Raw genomic sequence first — 23,102 nt, forward strand, 5'->3', positions numbered from 1 at the left:
TTCATTAAGACGAGGTCATAAAAAAAGGCGGTACCCTTTGAGTTTATCTTAATGCGATAACCTCAAAAAGTACCGCCTTCACAGCGCCTACCTTATGGCATGTTGCTGTTATTTAGCGATAAACTAAAAACAGCCCATCATTAATGATTAGAACAAGGCTCTTACACCCACACTGATATTTCTACCTGGTAGCGTCGCTTGGTCTTTAAGGAAAGACGTGTGCACTCGCGCTTCTTCATCAGTCAAGTTATCACCTCGAGCAAACACAACCCAATCGATGCCTTGACTCGCAAATTCATACTGAACGCTGGCGTTTAACAGGGTGTATCCGTCTGTAGCCGTTTCAAAAGACGCGGTATCAGTTTGGTCGTCAACCCAAGTAAAACCAGCATCTGCGCTAAGCCCGCCGTTAACGTAACTTAGCTCACCACCAATTCGCATTGGCGGAGTACGTGGCAAATTGTCGTCTTCTATTTCTGCGCGAATATAATCGGTAAATACGGTCAAACGGAACGCATCATTAAGGTCGAAGTACGCTTGCGCTTCAAGTCCCCAAATGTCGGCGTCGGCTTGCTGGAAGTAGTACACAGGCAAGCCTTCATCGCTGTGCGACTCATGACCTTCTTCATGTTCACCTTCAAGTTCTCCCTCGTGCTCTTCGTCGTGTTCATCACCATGTTCTTCATGCTCAGATAACGCGATTAGGCCCGTGTTAGTTTGGAAAACATAGTTGTCGGCTTGGTTGTAAAACAAAGAAACGCTATAGCCCCAATCGCCAGTAAACTTACGGAAGGTAACGTCTAAATTAGTGCTAACTTCTTCAGTCACCCCTTTTAAGTTTTCTTCAATATGGCCTTCTTCGACTAGGTCGAATACAAGTCCAACTTCATAACTTTCTGTTGCCAAATGCTGACCGGCAGAAAATAGCTCCTGCTGACTCGGAGCACGTTCGCTTCTAGAAAGCGTAATCGCTACTGACTGGCCGTCGGTGTACTCCCAGTTCGCACCTGCAGAAAGGGATACTGCTGTGAAGTCATATTCTGGGAACGTAAACTCTGTGCCGTGAGCTTCATGCTCTTCGCCTTCATGTTCCTCACCTTCGTGTTCTTCGCCTTCGTGCTCTTCACCCTCGTGATCTTCGTCATGATACACATCAAGCTCTACTTCACTGTCTGCAACATCAATAGAGGTTGATTCTAAACGACCACCAATTTCAAACGTTATGTCGCCCACTTTCTTTTGCTCAATGAGGTACAGCGAGAAGCTGTCTGTCACGTTAGCTGGCGTAAACGCCTCTTCACCCACAGCGGTGTAATCGCTTGATGTAAACTGTAGACCAAACACACCGTGCCAGCCTGCCACTTCTTCATGATAAGCCGATAGGCGAATATCAGTAGATTCGTTGGTAAACACAGTTCCCGGCATGCCGTCTTCTATTTCAGCGTGCTCGTAATCGGTGTAGGCAGCGGCGAATTTCAGGTTAGTTAGCCCTTTAATTGGCGAGTGCCACTCACCTGCGGCTTGGTAACGAGTCATATCGACATCGAGCAGCACACCTTCTTCTTCGTGCATGTGCTCTTCATCGTGCTCTTCATCGTGAGAATCGTCTAAGCCTTCATCATGGTCCTCGTCATGATCTTCATCGTGTTCGTCGCCATGACCGTGACTGTGGCCTGGAACACCATATTCGTTATCGAGCTTTTCAACGGCGAAACCGAAATAGCCTTCCTCGGCAACGTAAGAAAGCCCAGCAACAATGTTAGTTGTCTCCATGGCACTACTTTCTAATTCGCCGCTTTCCTCGTCATCATCTGGCTCTAGAGATGCAAAACCCGGAATGTTTGCGTTTTCTGTATCACGGATAAAACCGTCAACGTGCCAAACAAAGTTACCTTGTCCGCCAGTTACGTCACCACGGGTATATTTACCTTCGTTTACGGTGCTGTAGCTTGCTTCGACTTCCCCCTCAACACCGTCTACTTGGTATTGCGGTATGCGCTTATCAACAACGTTAACTACACCGCCAATTGCACCACTTCCATACTGAAGTGTTGCCGGGCCGCGAAGCACTTCAACCTGAGTCGCACTTGCTAACGTGGTGGCCACGTTGTGATCTGGACCAACGCGAGATACGTCAGATACATCTAAGCCGTTTTGAACAATTTTTACTCGCGGGCCATCGTTGCCGCGAATGATAGGGCTGCTTGAAACAGGGCCAAAATAGGTACTGTGTACCCCTGGAGTATTCTTAAGCGTTTCACCCAGAGTAGGCGCTTCAATTTTGCGAAGTTTTTCAGCACCAATAACAGTAACAGGCGTTACTGACTCAAGAACAGATGACTGCAGCGCTGTTGCCGTCACTACAATGTTTTCTACCGACGCAGGCTGTAACACAAAGTCAGCTTTTTGATCGCTACTTACATCACCAAGGTCGTTATCGCCATGAATGTAGTCGCTTGAATAAACATGTAAATGGATATGAGGTTGCTTTACATCGTTAAAACGATAGATGCCGTTTTCATCGGTAATTGCTATGCGGCGCGTGCCTTCAATTTTAACTTCCGCGCCTTCTACTGGCTTACCTGAAGTATCTGTAACAGTTCCCGTCACTGTGGTTGCTAAAACCGGAGCGCTGAGTAATCCCGCTATCGTAATGCTTAGTAACGAACGCATTTTCATTATTTTCCTCTACTGAGTGTCTTTAGCTGTGATTTTACCGTTTCTACGGCATTGCCAATGTGTGTGCTTGAGCAATATGTGATGTTATAACATTTTTCAGCATACGGGTTATAAAGTCAACAGCAAATAATCGCAGCGAAGCAGCCATTAACCGATGAAGCGTGTTGAAGTGTTTACGCATAGGTGAGGTTTCTTAGTAGTGATTTCGAAAGAAGCAGCACTAGAGACGTCATTAGCGGAGGCAATGGACGCAATAAGGAGAGCACCTCAACAAGACCAACTTATGCTTGAGTGGGAGAATGAATGACCAAGGATTAGGAGACTGTAGTGTGTAAGCCTGTGCTTTACTTTATTTTGCTAGGCGCGGCTAACGGGAAAGTTAATGACTTCTTGAATGTGTGAGGCGCCGATTTTCAGCATCAACAGTCTGTCTATGCCAAGGGCAACGCCTGCGCACTTTGGCAGACCCGACTCTAGCGCCTGCAAAAAGTGCTCATCGATAGGTTTTTCTGGCAACCCTGACAACGCGCGCTTTTTATTATCTTGCTTAAACCTCTCTCGCTGCTCAGCGGGTTCACTCAGTTCATTGAACCCGTTAGCTAGTTCAATACCTTTAAAATACACTTCAAAGCGCTCGGCAACGCGACTGTCATAAGGACTTATTTTCGCCAGTGCTGCTTGGGAGGCAGGAAAGTTATAGACAAAACACGGCGCTTTCAGGCCTATTTTAGGCTCAATGCAATAGGAAAACAGAAGCTGCAGCTGGCTATCTCTTGATAGACTCTCTATGCCATCGATATCAATACCGCATTCGAGCATTTTTTGATGAATTGAGCTCGTTGGGCTGGTGAGCGGGTCTATGTCAAGATGAGCGATAAACGCGTTTTGGTAAGTGATCATTTCACTATCAGTTGTTGCGCCTAACACCTCATGTAAAAGGGCATCCACTTCTTTCATAAGCATGAAGTGGTCAAAACCTGGTCGATACCATTCCAGCATGGTGAACTCAGGGTTGTGCCACCGCCCTTCCCCTTCGTGACGAAATGCTTTGCCAATTTGGTAAATGGCACCGCTTTGTGCACACAACAGTCGCTTCATTGCATATTCAGGCGATGTTTGAAGAAACAAAGAAACGAGCTTTCCAGTACTAGCGTACAAAAATTCAGTACTAAACCCGTCAATGTGCTCATCGGTAACGGTTCCGGCAGATAGCACTGGGGTTTCTACTTCAAGTACGTCACGGCAATGGAAAAACGCCCTTACTTGACGAAGTAATTCAGCTCTCGCCACTCTGGTTTTGTGAGTGGTGGTAGGTTGCCAAGATTGCTCATGTTTCATAGTCGCGCCAACGCTTTTAAGAAGAAGATGAAAGCCATAAATTAAAAAACCGGTACGTGAACATACCGGTTTTTGAACCTTGCTAGTAACACGCTTTTTGGCAATGTTACTGATTATTAAGCGATGCTTTTTTAAGCATGACTTATTTAAACGCTACTTATTTTTGAACTCGTGACACGTATTCGCCAGAGCGTGTATCTACACGGATAACTTCGCCTGTTTGAACGAACAAAGGTACACGTACAACGGCACCTGTAGTCAAGGTTGCAGGCTTACCACCGGTTCCAGCAGTATCACCCTTAAGACCTGGGTCAGTTTCGGTAATTTCTAACTCGACAAAGTTAGGTGGCGCTACCGTAATTGGGGCACCGTTCCACAACGTAATAGTACAAACGTCATTTTCTACCAACCACTTAATATTCTCACCCACTGCTTTTTCATCAGCCGCAATTTGTTCGAATGTATCATTGTTCATAAAGTGGTAGAATTCGCCGTCGGTGTATAGATAGGCCAGCTCAGTATCCATAACGTCTGCGCCTTCTACGGATTCACCAGAGCGGAACGTTTTTTCTAAAACTTTACCTGAAATAAGCTTGCGAATTTTTACGCGGTTAAACGCTTGGCCCTTACCAGGCTTTACGTATTCGTTTTCTAAAATGTTGCAAGGTTCGCCATCCAGCATGATTTTCAGGCCGCCTTTGAACTCGTTAGTGCTGTAATTAGCCATAATTCCTCTGTCTAAACATAAGGTGCAAAAAGTTTCGTGGAACAAATAATACCTAAAAAAGCGATTTCTGTAGAGCATAACTGGCAAAAAGAATTATCAAGAAGCTTTACGGACCCCTCGAAGCTGCTCAGTCATTTGCATTTAGATGAGAAAAAATACGTACAGCACATAAAAGCACGGCGCTTATTTCCTATGCGTGTTCCCCGTCATTTTGTGGAATTAATGGAAAAAGGGAATCCAAGCGATCCACTGCTCCTGCAAGTTATGCCGCTGAGCGATGAGTTTTTAACGTCGCCTCACTACAATGAAGATCCACTTGAAGAACATGACACAGCAGGCAAAGGGCTGTTGCACAAGTACGACTCTCGCGTGCTGCTAATGGTTCGCACCGGGTGCGCAGTAAACTGTCGATATTGCTTTAGGCGTCATTTCCCTTACGCAGAAAATGCCGTTAGCAAAGCGCAGTGGACAGACACATTATCGTACATTGCCGATAACCCAGACATTAACGAAGTCATTTTTTCTGGTGGCGATCCATTAATGGCAAAAGACGAGCACCTAGCGTGGTTGGCGTCAGAAATTGCAGCAATCGACCACGTAAAACGCCTTCGAATCCACACGCGATTGCCTGTGGTATTACCCGAGCGAATTTGCAGTGCCTTTGAAGATTGGTTTACCGAGCTACCCATTCAAAAGGTATTAGTGCTTCACGCGAATCATGAAAACGAAGTCTCCGATGAGTTAGTCGATGCACTGGCACCGCTTAAAAGCAAAGGAGTAACCCTGTTGAATCAGTCTGTATTGTTGAAAGGGATTAATGACAGTGCTGATGCCATTTGCGCGCTGAATGAGCGGCTTTTTGAAGCAGGCGTATTGCCTTATTACTTGCATGTACTCGACAAAGTGCAGGGGGCGAGTCATTTCTATGTGAGTGATGACGATGGAAGGGCTATTATGGAGCAAGCGATAAAGCGCCTGCCGGGATTCTTAGTGCCCAAACTCGTGAGAGAAATTGGGGGACAACCCGGCAAAACGCCTATCGACTTACATTTGCATCCCTGACCTACGCGAAAGTATCAATATTAGCGCCTAACGCGGGGTTTGAAGAGGATGCTTTTGGTACGTCAGCGGCTGATTCCAGCAACTGAAGCGACGCTTTTCCCTCTTGTTCTTGTTGGCCTTTTGCCAACTTAAGAGAAGCCAATTCAAGCGAAGCACCGGACGCTGCAGAGGCGTTTGCACCTTGTAGTTCCATACCGTTTTCCTTTGTTGCTTGTAGCAAAGTGAAAAAATGGGCAAAATTGCCCACCTCAAGGTGTATCGGCAAAAACCGTCGAAACTTTAATCAGTTTTTGAATCAATTTCAAAATCAAATTTACATCAAGCAATTAAAGGCGTTTTCATGCAAGAAATGCAAACCGTAAACCAACAACTTCAAGAGACCATGCAAACTCTTTACCGAAAAGCCGTGGATGCCGACCAAGCATTAGACGTGTTGCAGCAGGATAAGAAAGGTAAATTTTCAGCCGTATTTGCCTCTGACAGTGGATTTACAACGTCGTCGAAGCGCTTTGTTCCCTATGTAGAAGAAATAGCGTTAGATTGGCAAGCCATGAAAGACATGAACGAAGAGCAAACAAAGGCAGCACTTGCTCCGCTAGTGAAGAAAATAGAGTTAGCGCTTATCACCGTTACCCAGTTTCAACAAAGCCTAGCCAGTAAGCCTCAGAACTAACGCTTAGCCGAGTCAGCTCGGCCTAAAGCTTATTCCACGCCTATCTTACGCTAGCCTTGTGGTTCTCTTATACTTCTCTAGTGTAAGAAGTGAGCGCTAATTAGCATAAAGCGGGATACGCTTTATGCGCTGCTTTAGCCTTTGTACTTCACGTAAATACGCGTCGCTGTCCACACGACCATATTGCTCGGTAAAAGCTTGTTTACTGAGCCCCTCTGGCACATCGTCAATCGCGGGGATAATGTCACTCTCACTGCGAATACGGGCAAGGGCATTTTGAACCTTTTCAGCGTGCGCTGGCGATGCGGCGGTTTGGGCAAAGGCCGTGCCGGACATATCAGCAACTAAATCAACAAAGCTGTATCCAGAACCGCCAGCCCCGCGGTCCATCAACTCTTTAAACTCCCCGATAGCAAAGGACATACTTTGCTCTGATAGCAGCTCTAATGCTGCAGAAATAATAAAGTGTCGCGCCAAATCATTGCGATTATGCAAAACTGCGCCAGAACGAGGACGAAGGGCTTTGTCTTTATCCGGCTGAATGTCACCCACAAGATGCCCAACTCGGTGGTGCCCCACATAGGCGGCCAGTGCGAGTATTACAGCCTTATTGTGCAATACCGCTTGTGCTGATGATGTACTTTGTTCACGGGCTCTGGCCATGCCTTCACGCAAGTATTCAGTCAGGGATACAGGACTTGCAGATAAGGCGATTTCCCTACCCGAAATATACCTGAGGTAGTAGGCGGTAAGTGTTTGCAGCTCGGTTTCTTCGTCTACGGATAAGTTAGATGCTACTGTGTTTAGCTCTACGAGCAGCGTGTCTAAACGCCCTACCTCTAACGTGAGTTCACCCTGCTGCATAGATACTTTTTCTACGCGGCTAAGGGCTATAGAGGCAATTTCTGTATCGGTGTAGCTATTGACAGCATATTCAATCACGTCGAGTAAGAATCTTCCGGGAATACTCAAACTCCCCACCTGCACATGTTCTATGCGCAGGCTATCGCCGGGCAACACTAAGGCAGAGGCGTTAAAAAAGTAGCCAGTATCTTTTAGTGCGTAGGTGACGCTTACCGTTCCGCCCATTGAGGTTATATTAACTTGCCCTTTAAACTCTGGCAGCGCGCGCTGCAACACGCCTACCAGGCTCTCTACCTGTGTTTCGCTTAAGGTCAATTGATGGCCTTCTTCTCGGCGGGAAAAAGCGCGTTGTAGCTGGCTGAGCAATGCATTCACACTGTCGGCACCATCAAGTTGGCTTGATGCACTACTTGAAACCAGCGGTGTAGTTTGAACGGCCATTACAGTGAGCGTTGTCGCGCCTACAAGCGCAAGAAAAACAACTACAGCTAAACCAATAAAAAACCATTTTAAAAATCGCAAGATCATATTCGTGGTAGTAAACCTTTACTAATCGTGACACGGGGAGCTGACATGTAATGCATCTGAATCAATGGAGTAGAGCTTGCTTCATTGCAGGCAGCAGTTGATTGCTATACGTTACCATACAAGCGTTTTTTACACGCGGTGATAAATTCCTTTTTTCTGATAATATCAAAAATTATCGCATCATTTTATTTGCGCGCCTCTTTATTTGCGAGCTGCTCTATTTACGCACTAGTGTATTCGCGCACTACTTTGCCCATTATTAAAACCTATTTTGAGCGCTGTGTATCAACAAATAACGAGCTAATTCGTAACGCAATGTTACCAGTTTGCTGTAATAGTGGTATGGCCCTGTAAATCGCTCCCGCTAATAGTTTTGTTAGTAACCCACCTTGATAGAAGAGGCAGCTCGGTGAGCGATAAAAAACCTTCGCCGAAGCGCAAACTGAGTAGCAATGCCTTTGGCAGCGTGGCGTCGCAATTAACAAAAAGGCCCAACGCGTTAGCGTCAGGCCTTTTACTCAGTATATCTATGTGAGTTTTAGTCTTAGTAAATAGGCAGTACCGAAACCGATTCAGGTGCAGTGAAAGACGCACTGTAACTAGGCGCGATATCGCCTGAGTCTGCGTTCAAGATATTATCGAATCGCAAGATAGCGCCGTTCGATTTTTCTGCCACATACACATGTCCGTTGCTTAGCATTAAATCAACGGGGTTCCCAAGCATTGACGATGGGCCAGCGATATTTACCGAAACGTCAGTAATGCCGTCTGCCGATTGCGCACCTGAAATAACATAAAGCTTGCCATCGGTAGCGTCGGCCGCACTGCCAACATCGGAGATGACCAAGCTATCGCTTTGGCTGTCATAGTCGATGCCATGAATGTTAGTAGGCGCTGAAAACGCAGTACCACTACTTGCCGGTACAATGAGTCTGTCTTCACCTGTTAGTACAGATTCACCACTGTTCAAGCGTCGTACTACTTCTTCAAACACAGCAACCGTACCGTTTGTTAGCGCTAGGTAAGCGCTGTCAGTTGCTGGGTCATAATCTACATCCCATGGGCGAGCGCCATTTGATGCTTCAAGGGTTAACAGTGGCGCTACATCACCGGATGCGCAAGGTGAAAACACGCGTACAGCAGGTGTTGTCTCATTCACATCGGCAACAAATACAAGGCCCTCTGTTGATGCAATATCAAGTCCTTTAGGGGCAATAAGCCCGGTATTCGCGCCTGCGATCATATGATCGTAGCTATCGCTGTACATCATGCCATCACGACTTGAGGCAAGTCGATTTACCACTAACAGCCCGCCTGTTGATGTATCTGGGTTGTCGAAGGTAATAACGCCATCGCCTTGCGAAGTATATGACGCACTTTCTATGCTCATGCCGCTATCAAAGCTGCGTAATTCGCTGCCTAAAAGTGCACTAAGTTGTGCAACCTGCCCAGTGGTATCGCCTTCTGCAGATGGATTACTTGATACAGAAAGCCCTGAGATTGGCATGGTGGTTATACCGTCATCCGATGCATCCCACTTCACTATTGCGTCAGTAAACTCAACAAGAGACTCTGGCTTAACAGATGGTGTAGAAAGCGTTGGCGCAACATCGCCACTCGCACCGGTGAAGATATTTGAAAATACTAAAATTGCGTCATTCGATTTTTCGGCAACACGAAGGTCAGAGCCCGATAAAATGATATCAACAGGGTTACCTAATTGCGTGCTAGCGCCGCCCACTACTCGTGTGGGTACTACCATGCCATCAGCAGATGCTGCACTTTCAATGACAAACAATTGCCCATCGTCAGCCACACTTGCATCACCCACATCTGACACCACGAGTCGATTAGACATTGCTTCATACACAATACCGTGAAGATTGATTGAGATTTGGTTGCCGTCGGCGTCTGATGGAACAATCGTTCTGGTTACCGTTGGCGCAAAACCAGAAGAAGTGACATCGTCATACACGGCAACTGTGCCGTCAGTTAACGCCACAAACAAGCGATCAGCGTCTTCGTCAAACGCTAAATCCCAAGGTCGAGCAGAGGTCATAATTTCGGCAATAGGCTCTACGTTTCCTGCAGCTTGACCACCGAAAACACTAATTCGTTGACCATTAAAGTCGGCAGCCATGACAAGGCCGGCTTCTTCAGCAAATACGATACCTTTTGGGTTTACTAGGCCAGTTTCTGCCCCAGTGATGTCATGACCAAAGTTTGCATCAAAGTCGCTGTTTCCTGTAAATGAACAGAATGAGCGAATAAGAGGAAGGTCGCTATCTCCTGCTTGGAACAGCGTATTACTTTGGGATAACGCAACGCCTTCATTGGCGCCGGTTGATACTGTGTTAATAACACTGGCGTTTTGATCTACCGTTGATACGGTATTGCGATTGCTATCGCCATTATTAGCCACTAAAAAAGTCGCAGCTGCAAAACCTGGGCTTCCGTCTTGTCCTGGCGCGCCGTCTTGACCATCGGCGCCATTTACGCCGTCAACGCCATCTGCACCATCATCACCGTTACAGGCTGATAGAGAAAACACAACTGCCGCTGCAAGAAGTGAAAGTTTGATATTGCGCTGTGAAGTATTTGATAAATCCATAACCGTCTCCGTTGTCTTTTTGATGTAGTGACGTTGTACAACTCACGTCCTGTTCAAAAAGCCAAACGACCGAAGATAACGATTGGATGCAACAGATATTAAAAAAAAATAAAAAAGATAAAAAAAGAAAGCACATCACTGTACTTTCTTTTTTTAATGCACGGAAACAAGGGCGTGTTGATCTTTGCTGTACAAGTTTTGGGCAGCAAAAATCAACACGCCCTAGAATCTACAACACTACTTCAGCCATATTCCCCTTGCTTTCAAGCCATGTTTTTCTATCGCCTGAGCGCTTTTTCGCTAACAGCATATCCATCAATTCCATCATGTCTTCAGCGTCATCAATAGTGAGCTGAACAAGGCGACGGGTATTAGGGTCCATGGTGGTTTCGCGAAGCTGGAGCGGATTCATCTCCCCTAGCCCTTTAAAACGCTGTACGTTTACTTTGCCGCGCTTTTTCTCTGCTTCAATACGATCTAATATGCCTTGCTTTTCACTTTCATCCAGCGCATAAAACACCTCTTTGCCCACATCTATTCGAAACAAAGGAGGCATAGCAACGTAAACGTGACCTTGGTTTACTAGCGTTCTAAAGTGCATTACAAAAAGCGCACATAGCAAGGTAGCAATGTGCAGTCCATCTGAGTCGGCATCTGCCAGGATACAAATTTTACCATAACGCAACCCAGACAAATCTGTTGAGTCTGGGTCGATACCCAAAGCCACCGATATGTCGTGAATTTCTTGGGACGCCAACACCTGAGAAGAGTCGACTTCCCAACTGTTAAGAATTTTACCTCGAAGGGGCATAATTGCCTGGAATTCACGATCACGAGCTTGCTTGGCAGAGCCACCCGCAGAATCCCCTTCCACCAGAAACAATTCTGAATGGTTAATATCTTGTGATGAACAGTCGGTAAGTTTTCCGGGTAATGCGGGGCCCTGAGTCACTTTTTTGCGCGCGACTTTTTTAGTTTGACGCAACCGACGCTGAGCATTATTAATACACATTTCAGCAAGGGCTTCGGCAACGTCCGTATGCTGGTTTAGCCATAAGCTAAACGAGTCTTTCACTACGCCAGAAACAAAAGCACTAGACTGGCGAGAAGACAACCGCTCTTTCGTTTGTCCTGCAAATTGAGGGTCCTGCATTTTTGTGGATAAAATATAGGCACAGCGGTCCCAAATATCATCAGGGGATAGCTTTACGCCACGTGGCATCAGGTTTCTGAATTCACAAAATTCGCGCATCGACTCCAGCAGACCTTGGCGCATTCCGTTGACGTGAGTACCACCTTGAGCTGTAGGAATAAGATTCACATAGCTTTCTGTAATAAGGTCACCGCCTTCTGGCAGCCACATCACAGCCCAGTCAGCCCCTTCAGTGTTGCCTTTAAAGCTACCGACAAACGGGGTATCAGAGGGTAGCGTTTCGAATGCTTCAACCGCTTGATAAAGATAATCTTTTAAGCCATCCTCGTAGTACCACTCTTGGCTTTCTTTTGAAATTTTGTTGTCAAAACGAATGCGAAGACCTGGGCTTAATACGGCTTTAGCCCGCAGGTTGTGCAGCAATCGACTGACAGAAAACTTGGCAGAATCAAAGTATTGGGAATCTGGCCAGAAGTGTACCCGAGTACCTGTATTGCGCTTACCGCAGGTATCGATAATCTGAAGATCTTCTACCTTGTCGCCATTTTCAAAGGCAATTTGATACACGTTGCTATCACGGCGAATAGTGACCTCTACACGATGGGACAGTGCATTGACTACCGAGATACCAACACCGTGTAACCCGCCCGAAAAGGCATAGTTTTTATTTGAAAACTTACCACCTGCATGCAGCTTACACAGAATCAGCTCTACCCCAGACACACCTTCTTCAGGGTGAATGTCTACAGGCATGCCGCGACCGTCATCAATCACTTCTAAAGACTGATCTTCATGCAAGATAACTTTGATATTAGACGCATGACCAGCAAGCGCTTCATCCACACTGTTATCGATAACCTCTTGCCCTAAATGGTTAGGACGTGAAGTATCGGTGTACATACCAGGGCGGCGTTTAACCGGGTCGAGGCCATTTAAGACTTCAATAGCATCTGAATTATATTGATTTGACATAGTTATGGTTATTATTTAAGCCAGAAACATGAGTAAACGTACGCAGAGTTCATCTGCAACGCAAGGTAAAAAGATGGTAGCAGGGCGATTTAATCCTGGCAACGACGTTGACCTGTTGCCGCCCCTACCCTCTATTCATATATCTTAATCGAGAAGGAAATCTGCAATGCCAGGTAAATGATTTTCATAACCCACAAAGCTGTGTTCTCCCCCTTCCTCTATGACTAATTCGCTTAGGGCGTACTTTGCGGCGGCCAATCTATAATCGAGGGTTTCATCATTGGTTTGCAGCAACACCTTATACGCTTTTTGCTCGTTCAGTATGTTGGCATCTAGTGCTCTAATCACATCAATATCGGATGCTTCAATAGTAAACTTTTCACCGCTGTAAGGATTAACATGAGGGCCGATAAATTGCTGAAGCAGTTCGTAAGGTCGCACTGCTGGGTTAATCAACACAGCTTTTCCTGAATATTTTTCAATTAGAAACGTGGACAAATAGCCGCCCATTGAACTGCCAATGACTTTAAGGCCATTGGTTAAAAGCGCTGGCGTTTGCTCAATTAACGCGGTGAGCTGTGCTTCTACCTTACTCGGAAAATTAGACAGAGCAGGAATATGAACCTGAACGTCTGGATGATGGGCAGCAAAATAATCTTTGGTTGCCTGCGCCTTAACCGATGATGGAGAACTTAGAAATCCATGAAGATACAATATGTGCTGCATGTTGCGTCCCTGTTTGTACAATAAAGTGGTGTTTTTGAATGTTATTTTTAAAATATGCTTTGGTAAAAGGCCGTCTTATGTAAAAGACATACTCTTTTGTATTCGATTAACTCAGTCTTTTAATACTCACCGAGGCCTCGCCATCGTCATAAAGACAAATGTGATGATACCCAGGCTGTTCGTTACTTACACCGAAATCAGCTTGCATTGCCCATTGCCAGCAGCTTGAGGGGCACCCGAAACTATTAATGTTGTCTCTGCCTACTTGCTGCCTAAGTGGAGAGTGCACGTGCCCGTGAATAATATGGTTTATCACCTTCACACTATCTAGCCACTCAATTAAACGTTCTGCATTCACTAAGTTATGCTTATCCATCCAGCTATTTGACGGCAAAATATGATGATGAAGGGCAAGCAAATGATGTTGATGCGTGTGAGCGCTAAGCGCGCGTTCAATACATGTGAGCTCAAGAGTGTCTATTTCTCCCTGCGCTCCTTTGGCCATTTGCTTTGGCCGAGTATCTAGGCCGTGAATACACCAGTTTCCAATGTGAAGTGGAGAATCAGCTAACAGCATGTGTGGGGCTAAATATTCGTCATAATGGGGGTTTGCGTCGTGGTTACCAGCAATGACATACCAAGGTACATCCACAAAGCGTTCCATTAAATCGAGAAAATGGGTATAGCTTGCAGGGGAATCATCGCCACTAATATCACCGGTAATTAACACCACATCAGCCACATCAGGTGACACTTTTTCCGTATTGCCGCTTTGGGCTAACTGCCTAAGAAGGCGTTCTAGCGAATGATAGGGAGAAATACCGCAATAGCCCTTTCTTGAAGTGTCTTGCATTAAATGGCAGTCGCTAAACTGTATTACTGTTTTCACGCTTCAGAGGTTACCTTTGGAGTGTGTTTTAAACAAAAATCTAACCACTCAGCCAAAAATATGTTCACCATCTGCTTCTCGTTTCGCTGGCGCATCTTCAAATTAGGATACTCATAAGAAGGCTCCAGCGCGCCCGTATTTTGGCTATTAATCACTTCAGCCAGTCTGGCGTCGTGGTACAAACGCACTGTCATCGACGGAGTTAAGTAATCCGGCATGTCTTTTGTGGTTTGCTTGATACTTAACGAGCTGGTGTAGCGAGATGACTCAACTATTTTAATTTCGTACGCCAAATGCTTACCAATCGAGAAACGATAGCTCAAATCTTCCGTGTCGCAATCGGGCAAAATACGCAGAATGTGCGCATAGTTCACCTCGCATACTGCCTGCATGGTAGGAAGATGAGGAATGTATTTTCGTTGTGTACGATAAGTCACGGTGTTTTCCACTGCTCTAGAAGTTGAGTTTTATGCATGAAGAACCATTGTAGCGCAATTAACGCCGCAGCGTTGTCTATACGACCAGTTTCCAGCCATTCAAGTGCGGTATTTTCTTTGACTCGATGCACCTTGATATCTTCAGACTCAGTCTCTAAGCCGTGTATACCCTGTGCCTTAGTGGCATCGGTCTTCGCTATAAAAATATGTAACCTTTCTGTTGTGCCGCCCGGGCTCGATAAATAACTTAATGCTTTAGTGAGGTTATCGAGCTCTATTCCCGCTTCTTCCATCGATTCCCGATGGCAAACATTTTCTTCAGTTTCCCCTTCGTCAATCATGCCGGCAATAATTTCTATTAACCAAGGGCTTGAAGACGTTGGCAATGCCCCAATCCTCACTTGTTCAATGAGTACAAACTCTTGGGTTATTGGATCATAAGGCAATACACCCACGGCATGACCACGCTCAAAAATTTCGCGGCTGACCAAATCGCTCCATTCGCCGTTGAAGCATTTGTGCCTAAAAATGTATCGATTCATGGTGAAAAAACCGCGGTAAACAGGGCTAACTTCGGTAATTTCAACGTCATTTGAGGTAAACGAAAGGATTTCCTTGCTCATTTGCTGACACTTATGGTTCAAATAGATTTATCATGTAGTCTACATTTGCACACCACACATGTATACGCGTGAAAAACGCGACAATTTAAATGTTTAAATAACAGAAAACTCAAGTTACAAGTCGTTTATATAAAAATAATGAGCGTGGGTAGATCACATATTCTGTTACAGTTAAAGCAATACTGTTACGAGTTTGGACTTTTGGTTTGTGGTTGAATTTTCATACACTTGGTTTTAACTAGTCGGCACTATCGGGTACAGTAGGTAGGGTGAGCCGACACAACTCGAACACTACAGGAAAACGTAAGCATGAAACGAACACTTCTATCGCTGGTAATCGGCATGTCGATAACCACGGGCGCGATCGCTGATGACCTAATGCAGGTTTATCAACAAGCACTCGCCAACGACCCGCTGGTAAACCAAGCGAAAGCGCAACGCAATGCAGCGTTCGAAGGGATAAGCATTAGCAGAGCTAATCTTCTTCCTCAAATTTCAGGCTCAGTAGCCTACAACACCTCAACGTCTGAGCGCGCTCAAACCTTAGGTTCGAACGCTGATAATTTACAAATTGTTGTGTTTGAAACCGACGTTGATAGCTACAGCTATGGGTTACAAATGTCGATGTCGCTGTATGATCATGCGAATTGGCTTGGTTTAAACCGCGCTGAGAAAGTTGCGGAACAAAGCGATGCACAGCTTGCATCCAGCATTCAAGACGTTATTGTTCGTACCGTTACCTCTTATTTTGGCGTGCTGCGCGCCAGAGACAACGTTGAATTTGTTGGTGCAGAAAAGCGCGCTATTGAGCGTCAGTTAGAGCAAACTCGCCAGCGCTTTGAAGTTGGATTAACGGCAATTACCGATGTTCACGAAGCACAGGCAAACTTTGATCGCACAGTAGCGCAGGAAATTCAGGCTAAAAACGAACTTGAATTTGCATTAGAAGCTCTTCGCGTCATCACCGGTAAATACCACGATAAGCTGTTTGGCCTAAACACAGAGAATTTCTCTGCGACTATGCCAACGCCAGCTAATGTGACGAACTGGCTAGAAACTGCTGAAGAGAAAAACCTTGCGTTGCTTGTAAATCGCTTTGCAATGGATATCGCAAAAGAAGATATTTCCATTGCTCGCTCAGGACACCTTCCAACGCTTTCGTTATCTGCGAATGCCACAAGAAGCAAAGATGAGATTGAAAACCCGGTATTGCAGTTTGAAACGCCATACCTAGACAGCCAGTCAATCAATGTGTCGCTTAACGTACCTATTTACCAGGGCTCAAGAGTAACCTCTCAGACAGACCAGGCTAAATTCAACTACGTTGCAGCTAGTCAGGCAACAGAGCAGACTTATCGTCAGACCGTACAATCAGTTCGTAGCTCGTTTAACAACGTAAAAGCGTCTATTTCGACCATACGCGCGCTAGAACAATCTGTTGTGTCTGCAGACAGTGCCTTGAAAGCTACCGAAGCAGGATTCGATGTGGGTACACGTACTGTTGTTGACGTACTCGATAGTACTCGTAACTTATTTGATGCACAGCGTAACTTGGCTGGCGCTCGCTACGACTTTGTACAGTCAGTGATTACGCTTAAGCAGGCAGCGGGAACGTTAACAGCAGAAGATGTTGAAATGATTAACCGCGGCCTTAAGCCTATGGACATGTCATCAGACAGCTAAAGTACTTGTGCTTGTCGGGTTTGAAATAGTCAATCGTGGTAACAAGAGCCCCCGGTCAGCAATAGGACTGGGCGGTTAGCAAGACAATCGAGGGTAGCGATATGCTACCCTTTTTAATGCCTTAAAAAGCACTGTGTCATTTCAAACCTAATATCGGTGCTACTAAGACGACCTAGCAATGTTAAGCCATCCTAGCAATTTTTCTTGCAACACAGGTCTCACATCATCCATGATACTGCCCGCCTTATTTTCGATGGATAGATAAAGCGACTTATATAGTGCTCCCGTTATTGGCTCGCCCAAGTTGGCGCATTGCGTAACATTAAGCGGCGAATATAAGCACTAAAACTAGCCACTAATTAACTTTAACTTTGTTTTACTTCGAGTGATTTTTAAAGATGCAAGCCTCTGTACTACAGAATAAATTTGAACGCATAAGAGCCAATAAGTGGTTCGAAATATTTGTTGTTAGCGTCATTGTGGTTTCAGCCCTTTTGGTAGGCGCTAAAACCTATGAACTGCCCAACGGCATGGCCTCAGTCACGGTTTTTCTCGACTGGTTTATTAGTGCGTTTTTTCTTACTGAAATTACCATTCGCTTTCTTGCAGAAAAGCGAAAAATGCATTTTTTTAAAAGCTTTTGGAATTGGTTCGACACCCTAATTGTCATCATTAGCTTAATACCTGCCGATGACGCAGAGCTTGCGCTTATCGCACGTTTAGTCAGAGTATTTAGGGTGCTTAGGATGATATCCATCATTCCAGAGCTGCGTATTCTTCTTGTGTCGTTAGTTAAAGCGCTACCCCAGCTTGGTTACGTTATGCTGCTGATGTTTATTATCTTTTATATCTATGCAGCCATCGGCAGTACCTTGTTCGAAAACATTAACCCCGTGTTGTGGGGCGATATCACCATATCCATGCTCACCTTATTTCGGATAATGACCTTCGAGGATTGGACCGATGTAATGTACGAAACTCAAGAAGTGTATCCACTAAGCTGGATATTTTACCTCACGTTTATCTTCTTCACGGCCTTCGCTTTTCTCAACATGGTCATTGGTATTGTGGTGAACGTCATGGAGCGAGAAAACGAAAAGGCGCGAGCAGAAAAACAAGCCGAGCTACTCGCCGAGCTAGAAGCACAAGGTAATGTTGAGCCAACCCTAAAAGACGTCATGGCCGAACTTAACGAGATTAAGGCACAGCTCAAACAGGGTGACAAATTGTAAAGGTTGGTTGTAAGCGGGTTATTACTTGTGATTTTCACCGTTAGCCTTACTTATTAGTAAGAGACAAAAAAGCCACGTTTATTACGTGGCTTTGTTAACTAGCGTGTTTAATTAGCAATAATTCATTTAATTATTCGTCAAGGTTAATACCAAGCTGGGCTCTTAGTGCCTTTGCGCGTTGCTTTGACGCTTCACCCTTAAACTCTCTTGCTAGCAAACGACGCTTCGCCAGTGTCGTTTTATCAAGTTCTGTAAGAAGTTCGACGTGGTTCAAGTACACCTCTTCATTGGCAATCGGTCGCGTTGCTATTTCCTCATACAAAGAAAGCGCAGCGTCATTGTCGCCTTTAGCGATGTAAATCTGGGCAAGCGTGTCTACGGCATCAGCGTTGTCACTGCGTAAGGCCACGGCTCTTTTCGCTAAGGTTTCTGCTCGAGACAAATCATTATCTTCAAACGCTAGGTAGGCAAGGTTATTCAATACCACAAAATTATCGGGGGTTTGCGCTAAAATGGCTTCATAGGTTGCAAGCGCACTTTTTCTGTCTTGCCTAATTTGGCGTTCTGCCAACAGCATACTGCTTGAAATATCATTCGCATTTTCTGCTACATGCTTTTCTAAAAGGCTAAGAGCTTGCTCGCCTTTACCTGACATTTCGTAAGACGCCACTAGCAACATGGCATTGTCAGAGTTTGGCGTGGCGTCGTAGGCAGCTTCAGCATGACTAACGGCTTGCTCTGGCGCTTTATCAATAAGGTGTAAGCGCGCAATAATTCCCCGTACAAACGGCAGCTCTTTCACACCGTCAGCGCTTGCATTGATAATATTCCACGCGGGCTTACTTTGGCCTATGCGACTGTGAAAATAGGCTTTTAACAAACTAATCTGTGCATCAGGTCGCTTTTCTAACACTCGACTTGATAACGCCAATCCTTCGGTAAACTGTCGTTGCGAGTCTAAGATTAACAACTTGCCTAATACAGCACTTTTATCCTGCGGATAGAATGACAACCATCGGTCGAAAAAGGTGTCTGCGGTTTTCACATCGTTAGCAGCAATGAGCGCCTGCCCTTTTATATTCCAAAACGCCATAGGCGTTTCTTTATTTCCTTCAACGTTAGCAAGCAGCGCTACCGTTTTTTCTATGGCGTTATTGAACGCATAAAGCCGTGCAAGTAGTAAACGCATTTCAATAAAGTTTGGCGCCTTATCAAGCTCACTCTTTACATGATTAATGACCGGCTGCACTGCTTTTTGCTCGGCGGCCAATGCGTACCACATCGTTAACGCCCTTAAATCTGCCGGATTGTCATCTATAAAAGCGCGAATAAACGCCGTTGCAGATTCATTGTCGCCTTGTGCAATAAGTAGTTGAGTGCGCGCGTAAACGAGCTGTTCTTTAGCCCCTTCCCGAGTGCTTGCATCATCAAAATAAGACGCTGCTTTAGTGAAGTCGCCTTCTACCGTTGCTATTCCACCTAAGTAAACTAGCGGAAGCGCTTCATCTGGGGATTGCTCTACCCATTTTGTTGCCGCTTCTTTTGCTTTATCTAACTGCTGGGTAGCAATGTAAGCCCGCACTAGCGTGCTTTGTGTAGTGGCCGACTCTGGCGCTTGATTTACCGCTTCTTCCAAATTAACTAGCCCAGCCACGTCATTCAGCGATAGTTGTAAAACGCCTAAACGAGCGAGGTCTTCAGCTGAGGTACTAATTTCTTGTGAGCGCTCAACCATTTGTTTCGCGCCCACCATGTTGCCGTCGATAAGTAGCTGATAGCTTGCCTTAGAAAAAAGCGCTGCGTCTGAGTTTTGCTCACCCTCAACGCGCTCTAAAATTTCTAACGCATTATCGTTTTCACCTAATTGCAGCATGCTGTCTGCCAGCATACGAAGGCCAGGATGGTTATCAGGTAAGCTAGAGGCAATCATGGTGAGGTGGCGCTGAGCTGATTCAAAATCTTGTATTTGATATGCACTGAAACCTGCTATCAAGCGCACAACCTGATCGCTTCTGCCGTTTTGCACGGCAATTTCCAAGCGCTCTAACGCTTGTGCATAGTTCCCCTTAGCAGATTCAATAATACCTTTAAACGTATTTAGCAGCGGGTGACTATCGTTAAGCGCGAGCAATTCTTCTACTACGGGCTCTGCGGTATCAAGCGCTCGCAATTCAATCAACAGTGCTGCATAGGCAAATTTGCTTGCCGTATCGTCTGGATAGCTTTTGAGGTAGTCCCCATACACTACGGCAGCTTTCTCAGGCGCACCGCTTTGTAAATAAAGCTTCGCAAGTTGCTGCAACACGTCTTTATTGGTGGGAGCCTGTTCTCGTAATGCTTCTGTAGAAGCAATGGCAGCTTCTACATCATTGTTGAGTACAAATACGTAGCTATCGACAAGCCCTTTGTACACTGAGCTAGTATCGATAGTAGATAGGTCGGCAATTAACGCTTCTGCCTCTTCTCGTTTATTAAGCTGCAGCAACGCCTGTAGCTTATAAAAACCCACTTCGACAGACTCAACCGCCGTCATGCCCTCTGCGCGATAATCCACCTCTGAAAGGGCATTTTCTGCCCCCGACTGCTGATAGGCAACCGAAAGCAATGGAATGACTTCGCTGGCGGCATAACCAAGCTCCATGGCTTTGTTGAGTTCTTTTTCAGCTGCGACAAAATTATTGGTTTGTAGATACAGTTTACCGAGTTCGAAACGAGGAGCGGCCGCATTAGGAGATTTCTGAATTGCATTTTTATATTCGACTATGGCGGCATCAGGCTGCTGCTCGGATACATAGTTGCGGGCGTCAGCCAAATGGCTTTCCATGGATTTTTCACTGCACCCTGACAATAAAGCTGTTAGCAGGAGCACTGCTACAGAAGAGCGTTTAAATATTTTATTTGAATTGTTTTTACTCATGGTAATTCCTTGCCCTATTTCGAAAATTCTTCAAAAACTTTATTGTTTTTCTGCCGCCACCCACAAAACCTGGTCATTATTTCAGCATTATTGTGCAATTTCATGGCAACCTGACCATTATTCGAATATAATATGTTTTTTTGCAACACTGCAGGCACACTTCAACGTTTTTCAGGCGTTACTCTCGTATGCCGCACCCTCCTTACTAATAACATCAGGACCCTTAATGACAACAACTGTCGACATGACATTTAAAGACCTAAATTTACCAGAACCTCTCTTACAAGCCATTGAAAAAGTTGGCTACGAGAAACCGTCACCTATCCAAGCTGAGAGTATTCCACTTTTGCTTGAAGGTCACGATTTACTCGGTCAGGCACAGACAGGGACAGGAAAAACCGCTGCGTTTGCCCTGCCCATGTTGGCAAATATCGATCCTGAGCAACGTAAGCCGCAATTACTGGTATTAGCCCCAACTCGTGAATTAGCTATTCAAGTTGCAGAGGCATTTCAGGTTTATGCGAGCTTTAGTCAAAAAATTAAAGTACTTCCAGTATACGGCGGTCAGTCTTACGACAACCAAATTCGCCAGCTTAAGCGCGGCGTTCAGGTTGTAGTAGGTACTCCAGGTCGTATCATTGACCATATTAAGCGCAAAACATTGGATTTAAGCGAACTTAAATTCCTTGTGCTTGACGAAGCTGATGAAATGCTTCGCATGGGCTTTATTGATGATGTAGAGCTTATTCTAAGCCATGCACCTGCCCAGCGGCAGACGGCGTTATTCTCAGCAACCATGCCTGGACCAATCAAGAAGATAACACAGCGTTATCTCAAGGATCCAAAACACGTAAAAATTGCGTCAAAAGTTAGCACGGCGAGCACCATTCGTCAGCGCTTTTGCCAAGTTGCTCCTCATCATAAACTTGAGGCGCTTACGCGTATTATGGAAGTCGAAAAATTCGACGGCATGATTATCTTTGTTCGCACCAAAACAGCCACTGTTGAATTAGCAGATAAGCTTTCAGCACGCGGTTTTGATGTAGAGCCACTGAACGGCGATATTCCACAGTCTGCCCGTGAGCGAACTGTTGATAAGCTAAAACAAGGCCAGATCGATATTTTAGTAGCCACTGATGTTGTTGCACGTGGTCTTGACGTTGAACGTGTTAGTCACGTTATTAACTACGATATTCCGTATGACAGTGAATCTTATGTTCACCGTATTGGTCGTACAGGTCGTGCTGGTCGTCAGGGTGATGCGATTCTGTTTATCTCTCACCGTGAAAAACGCTTGTTGTTCTCTATTGAGAAAACGACGAAGCAGGCTATTGAAGCAATGCCTATTCCTTCAATTAGCGAAATCAACCAGACCCGTCTTACGCGCTTTAAGCAGTCGGTAATGGAAGCAACGCAAGACGATAGCATTGAATCGTTGATGCCAATTGTTGAGATGATCAAAGAAGAAAATGAAGCTTCTCCGGAAGTGCTTCTTGCTGCAATGATCAAAATAGCTCAAGGCGATGAGCCACTGGTGCTTAAAGAATCTGATCGTCCAGACCTTAACAGCAAGCCACCTCGCGATAGTCGTGAGCGCAATGACCGTGGTGGACGTGAAAGTCGCGACAGAAAGCCAAGAGCCCCTCGTGGCAATCGCAAGCCAGATGAAGGTATGCAGCGTTTTCGCATAGAAGTAGGCCATGTACACGGTGCTAAGCCGGGTAATATTGTTGGCGCTATTGCGAACGAAGCTAACATTGACTCGAAGAACATTGGTGCTATCGAGATATATGACAACTTCAGTACGGTTGACTTGCCAGGCGGCATGCCTAAAGAAACCCATTCTACGCTTCAAGCGACAAGAGTGGCGGGGCAACGACTCAACCTTCGCGAGTGGTCGGATACACCGCCACCAAAGCGTGAGCGTGGCGACAACCGTGGTGAAAACCGCAGTCGTGATAACCGCGCACGTCGCAAGTCGTAAGATC

Annotated in this window: 17 protein-coding genes; 5 read left to right on the plus strand and 12 right to left on the minus strand. The window is 45.6% G+C overall.

Features of this window, described 5'->3' with window-relative positions; genetic code table 11:
* Positions 1-147: 147 nt before the first annotated feature.
* From AC27HD_RS07160 to efp, 3 genes are all read right to left on the minus strand, one after another.
* Positions 148-2,679, minus strand: a complete 2,532-nt coding sequence (locus AC27HD_RS07160; RefSeq protein WP_487104654.1) for a TonB-dependent receptor — start codon at positions 2,677-2,679, stop codon at positions 148-150.
* Between the two features lie 357 nt (positions 2,680-3,036).
* Positions 3,037-4,017 (minus strand): elongation factor P--(R)-beta-lysine ligase, encoded by a 981-nt coding sequence (gene epmA / locus AC27HD_RS07165; protein WP_487104656.1) that lies wholly within the window; start codon positions 4,015-4,017, stop codon positions 3,037-3,039.
* 157 nt (positions 4,018-4,174) lie between these two features.
* Positions 4,175-4,744 carry an elongation factor P gene (efp, locus tag AC27HD_RS07170; RefSeq protein ID WP_032095685.1) on the minus strand — a complete coding sequence of 190 codons (570 nt, stop codon included), beginning with the start codon at positions 4,742-4,744 and terminating at the stop codon, positions 4,175-4,177.
* Positions 4,745-4,780: 36 nt separating this feature from the next.
* Here efp and epmB point away from each other — a divergent pair, with 36 nt between their 5' ends.
* Positions 4,781-5,806, plus strand: coding sequence for an EF-P beta-lysylation protein EpmB (gene epmB, locus AC27HD_RS07175; RefSeq protein ID WP_487104658.1), 1,026 nt, complete (start codon positions 4,781-4,783; stop codon positions 5,804-5,806).
* 1 nt (position 5,807) lies between these two features.
* On the opposite strand, the gene AC27HD_RS07180 is transcribed toward epmB, so the two are convergent.
* A complete protein-coding gene (locus AC27HD_RS07180) occupies positions 5,808-5,999 on the minus strand; it encodes a hypothetical protein (protein WP_032095683.1) in 192 nt (63 codons plus the stop codon).
* Between the two features lie 156 nt (positions 6,000-6,155).
* Here AC27HD_RS07180 and AC27HD_RS07185 point away from each other — a divergent pair, with 156 nt between their 5' ends.
* Positions 6,156-6,479: a hypothetical protein gene (locus AC27HD_RS07185; RefSeq protein ID WP_032095751.1), complete on the plus strand. Its 324-nt coding sequence runs from the start codon at positions 6,156-6,158 to the stop codon at positions 6,477-6,479.
* Positions 6,480-6,575: 96 nt separating this feature from the next.
* On the opposite strand, the gene AC27HD_RS07190 is transcribed toward AC27HD_RS07185, so the two are convergent.
* The 7 genes from AC27HD_RS07190 to nudF all read right to left on the minus strand — a co-directional run bounded on the left by AC27HD_RS07190 (position 6,576) and on the right by nudF (position 15,282).
* Entirely contained in the window at positions 6,576-7,871 is a 1,296-nt protein-coding gene (locus AC27HD_RS07190) for a YfiM family lipoprotein (protein ID WP_032095682.1), read from the minus strand.
* 544 nt (positions 7,872-8,415) lie between these two features.
* Positions 8,416-10,482 (minus strand): YncE family protein, encoded by a 2,067-nt coding sequence (locus AC27HD_RS07195; protein ID WP_487104661.1) that lies wholly within the window; start codon positions 10,480-10,482, stop codon positions 8,416-8,418.
* A gap of 229 nt (positions 10,483-10,711) precedes the next feature.
* Positions 10,712-12,607, minus strand: a complete 1,896-nt coding sequence (gene parE, locus AC27HD_RS07200) for a DNA topoisomerase IV subunit B (RefSeq protein WP_032095680.1) — start codon at positions 12,605-12,607, stop codon at positions 10,712-10,714.
* A 144-nt stretch (positions 12,608-12,751) separates the two neighbouring features.
* Entirely contained in the window at positions 12,752-13,333 is a 582-nt protein-coding gene (locus AC27HD_RS07205; protein WP_487104663.1) for a YqiA/YcfP family alpha/beta fold hydrolase, read from the minus strand.
* 106 nt (positions 13,334-13,439) lie between these two features.
* Entirely contained in the window at positions 13,440-14,222 is a 783-nt protein-coding gene (locus AC27HD_RS07210; protein ID WP_487104665.1) for a metallophosphoesterase, read from the minus strand.
* Positions 14,219-14,614, minus strand: coding sequence for a DUF1249 domain-containing protein (locus AC27HD_RS07215; RefSeq protein WP_152561526.1), 396 nt, complete (start codon positions 14,612-14,614; stop codon positions 14,219-14,221). The genes AC27HD_RS07210 and AC27HD_RS07215 overlap by 4 nt, the downstream gene beginning before the upstream one ends.
* Positions 14,615-14,655: 41 nt before the next feature.
* A complete protein-coding gene (gene nudF, locus AC27HD_RS07220; RefSeq protein ID WP_032095676.1) occupies positions 14,656-15,282 on the minus strand; it encodes an ADP-ribose diphosphatase in 627 nt (208 codons plus the stop codon).
* Positions 15,283-15,591: 309 nt separating this feature from the next.
* Here nudF and tolC point away from each other — a divergent pair, with 309 nt between their 5' ends.
* Positions 15,592-16,965, plus strand: coding sequence for an outer membrane channel protein TolC (tolC, locus tag AC27HD_RS07225; protein WP_032095675.1), 1,374 nt, complete (start codon positions 15,592-15,594; stop codon positions 16,963-16,965).
* Between the two features lie 398 nt (positions 16,966-17,363).
* Positions 17,364-18,197 (plus strand): ion transporter, encoded by an 834-nt coding sequence (locus AC27HD_RS07230; RefSeq protein WP_487104668.1) that lies wholly within the window; start codon positions 17,364-17,366, stop codon positions 18,195-18,197.
* 130 nt (positions 18,198-18,327) lie between these two features.
* Here the strand turns inward: AC27HD_RS07230 and prsT are convergent, their stop codons facing one another.
* On the minus strand, positions 18,328-21,114 hold the full coding sequence (gene prsT / locus AC27HD_RS07235; RefSeq protein WP_487104670.1) for an XrtA/PEP-CTERM system TPR-repeat protein PrsT: 2,787 nt from the start codon (positions 21,112-21,114) through the stop codon (positions 18,328-18,330).
* 226 nt (positions 21,115-21,340) lie between these two features.
* On the opposite strand from prsT, the gene AC27HD_RS07240 reads away from it, so the two are divergent.
* Positions 21,341-23,098, plus strand: a complete 1,758-nt coding sequence (locus tag AC27HD_RS07240; protein WP_487104672.1) for a DEAD/DEAH box helicase — start codon at positions 21,341-21,343, stop codon at positions 23,096-23,098.
* Positions 23,099-23,102: the final 4 nt, after the last annotated feature.

The sequence above is a fragment of the Alteromonas sp. 4NS20-0143 genome (genome assembly GCF_057542855.1).

Bases quoted from the DNA above. Each gene is read 5' to 3' on its own strand.
- AC27HD_RS07160 (WP_487104654.1), bottom strand. From the start codon at position 2,679: ATGAAAATGCGTTCGTTACTAAGCATTACGATAGCGGGATTACTCAGC.
- epmA (WP_487104656.1), bottom strand. From the start codon at position 4,017: ATGAAACATGAGCAATCTTGGCAACCTACCACCACTCACAAAACCAGA.
- efp (WP_032095685.1), bottom strand. From the start codon at position 4,744: ATGGCTAATTACAGCACTAACGAGTTCAAAGGCGGCCTGAAAATCATG.
- AC27HD_RS07180 (WP_032095683.1), bottom strand. From the start codon at position 5,999: ATGGAACTACAAGGTGCAAACGCCTCTGCAGCGTCCGGTGCTTCGCTT.
- AC27HD_RS07185 (WP_032095751.1), top strand. From the start codon at position 6,156: ATGCAAACCGTAAACCAACAACTTCAAGAGACCATGCAAACTCTTTAC.
- AC27HD_RS07190 (WP_032095682.1), bottom strand. From the start codon at position 7,871: ATGATCTTGCGATTTTTAAAATGGTTTTTTATTGGTTTAGCTGTAGTT.
- AC27HD_RS07195 (WP_487104661.1), bottom strand. From the start codon at position 10,482: ATGGATTTATCAAATACTTCACAGCGCAATATCAAACTTTCACTTCTT.
- parE (WP_032095680.1), bottom strand. From the start codon at position 12,607: ATGTCAAATCAATATAATTCAGATGCTATTGAAGTCTTAAATGGCCTC.
- AC27HD_RS07205 (WP_487104663.1), bottom strand. From the start codon at position 13,333: ATGCAGCACATATTGTATCTTCATGGATTTCTAAGTTCTCCATCATCG.
- AC27HD_RS07215 (WP_152561526.1), bottom strand. From the start codon at position 14,614: ATGCAGGCAGTATGCGAGGTGAACTATGCGCACATTCTGCGTATTTTG.
- nudF (WP_032095676.1), bottom strand. From the start codon at position 15,282: ATGAGCAAGGAAATCCTTTCGTTTACCTCAAATGACGTTGAAATTACC.
- tolC (WP_032095675.1), top strand. From the start codon at position 15,592: ATGAAACGAACACTTCTATCGCTGGTAATCGGCATGTCGATAACCACG.
- AC27HD_RS07230 (WP_487104668.1), top strand. From the start codon at position 17,364: ATGCAAGCCTCTGTACTACAGAATAAATTTGAACGCATAAGAGCCAAT.
- prsT (WP_487104670.1), bottom strand. From the start codon at position 21,114: ATGAGTAAAAACAATTCAAATAAAATATTTAAACGCTCTTCTGTAGCA.
- AC27HD_RS07240 (WP_487104672.1), top strand. From the start codon at position 21,341: ATGACAACAACTGTCGACATGACATTTAAAGACCTAAATTTACCAGAA.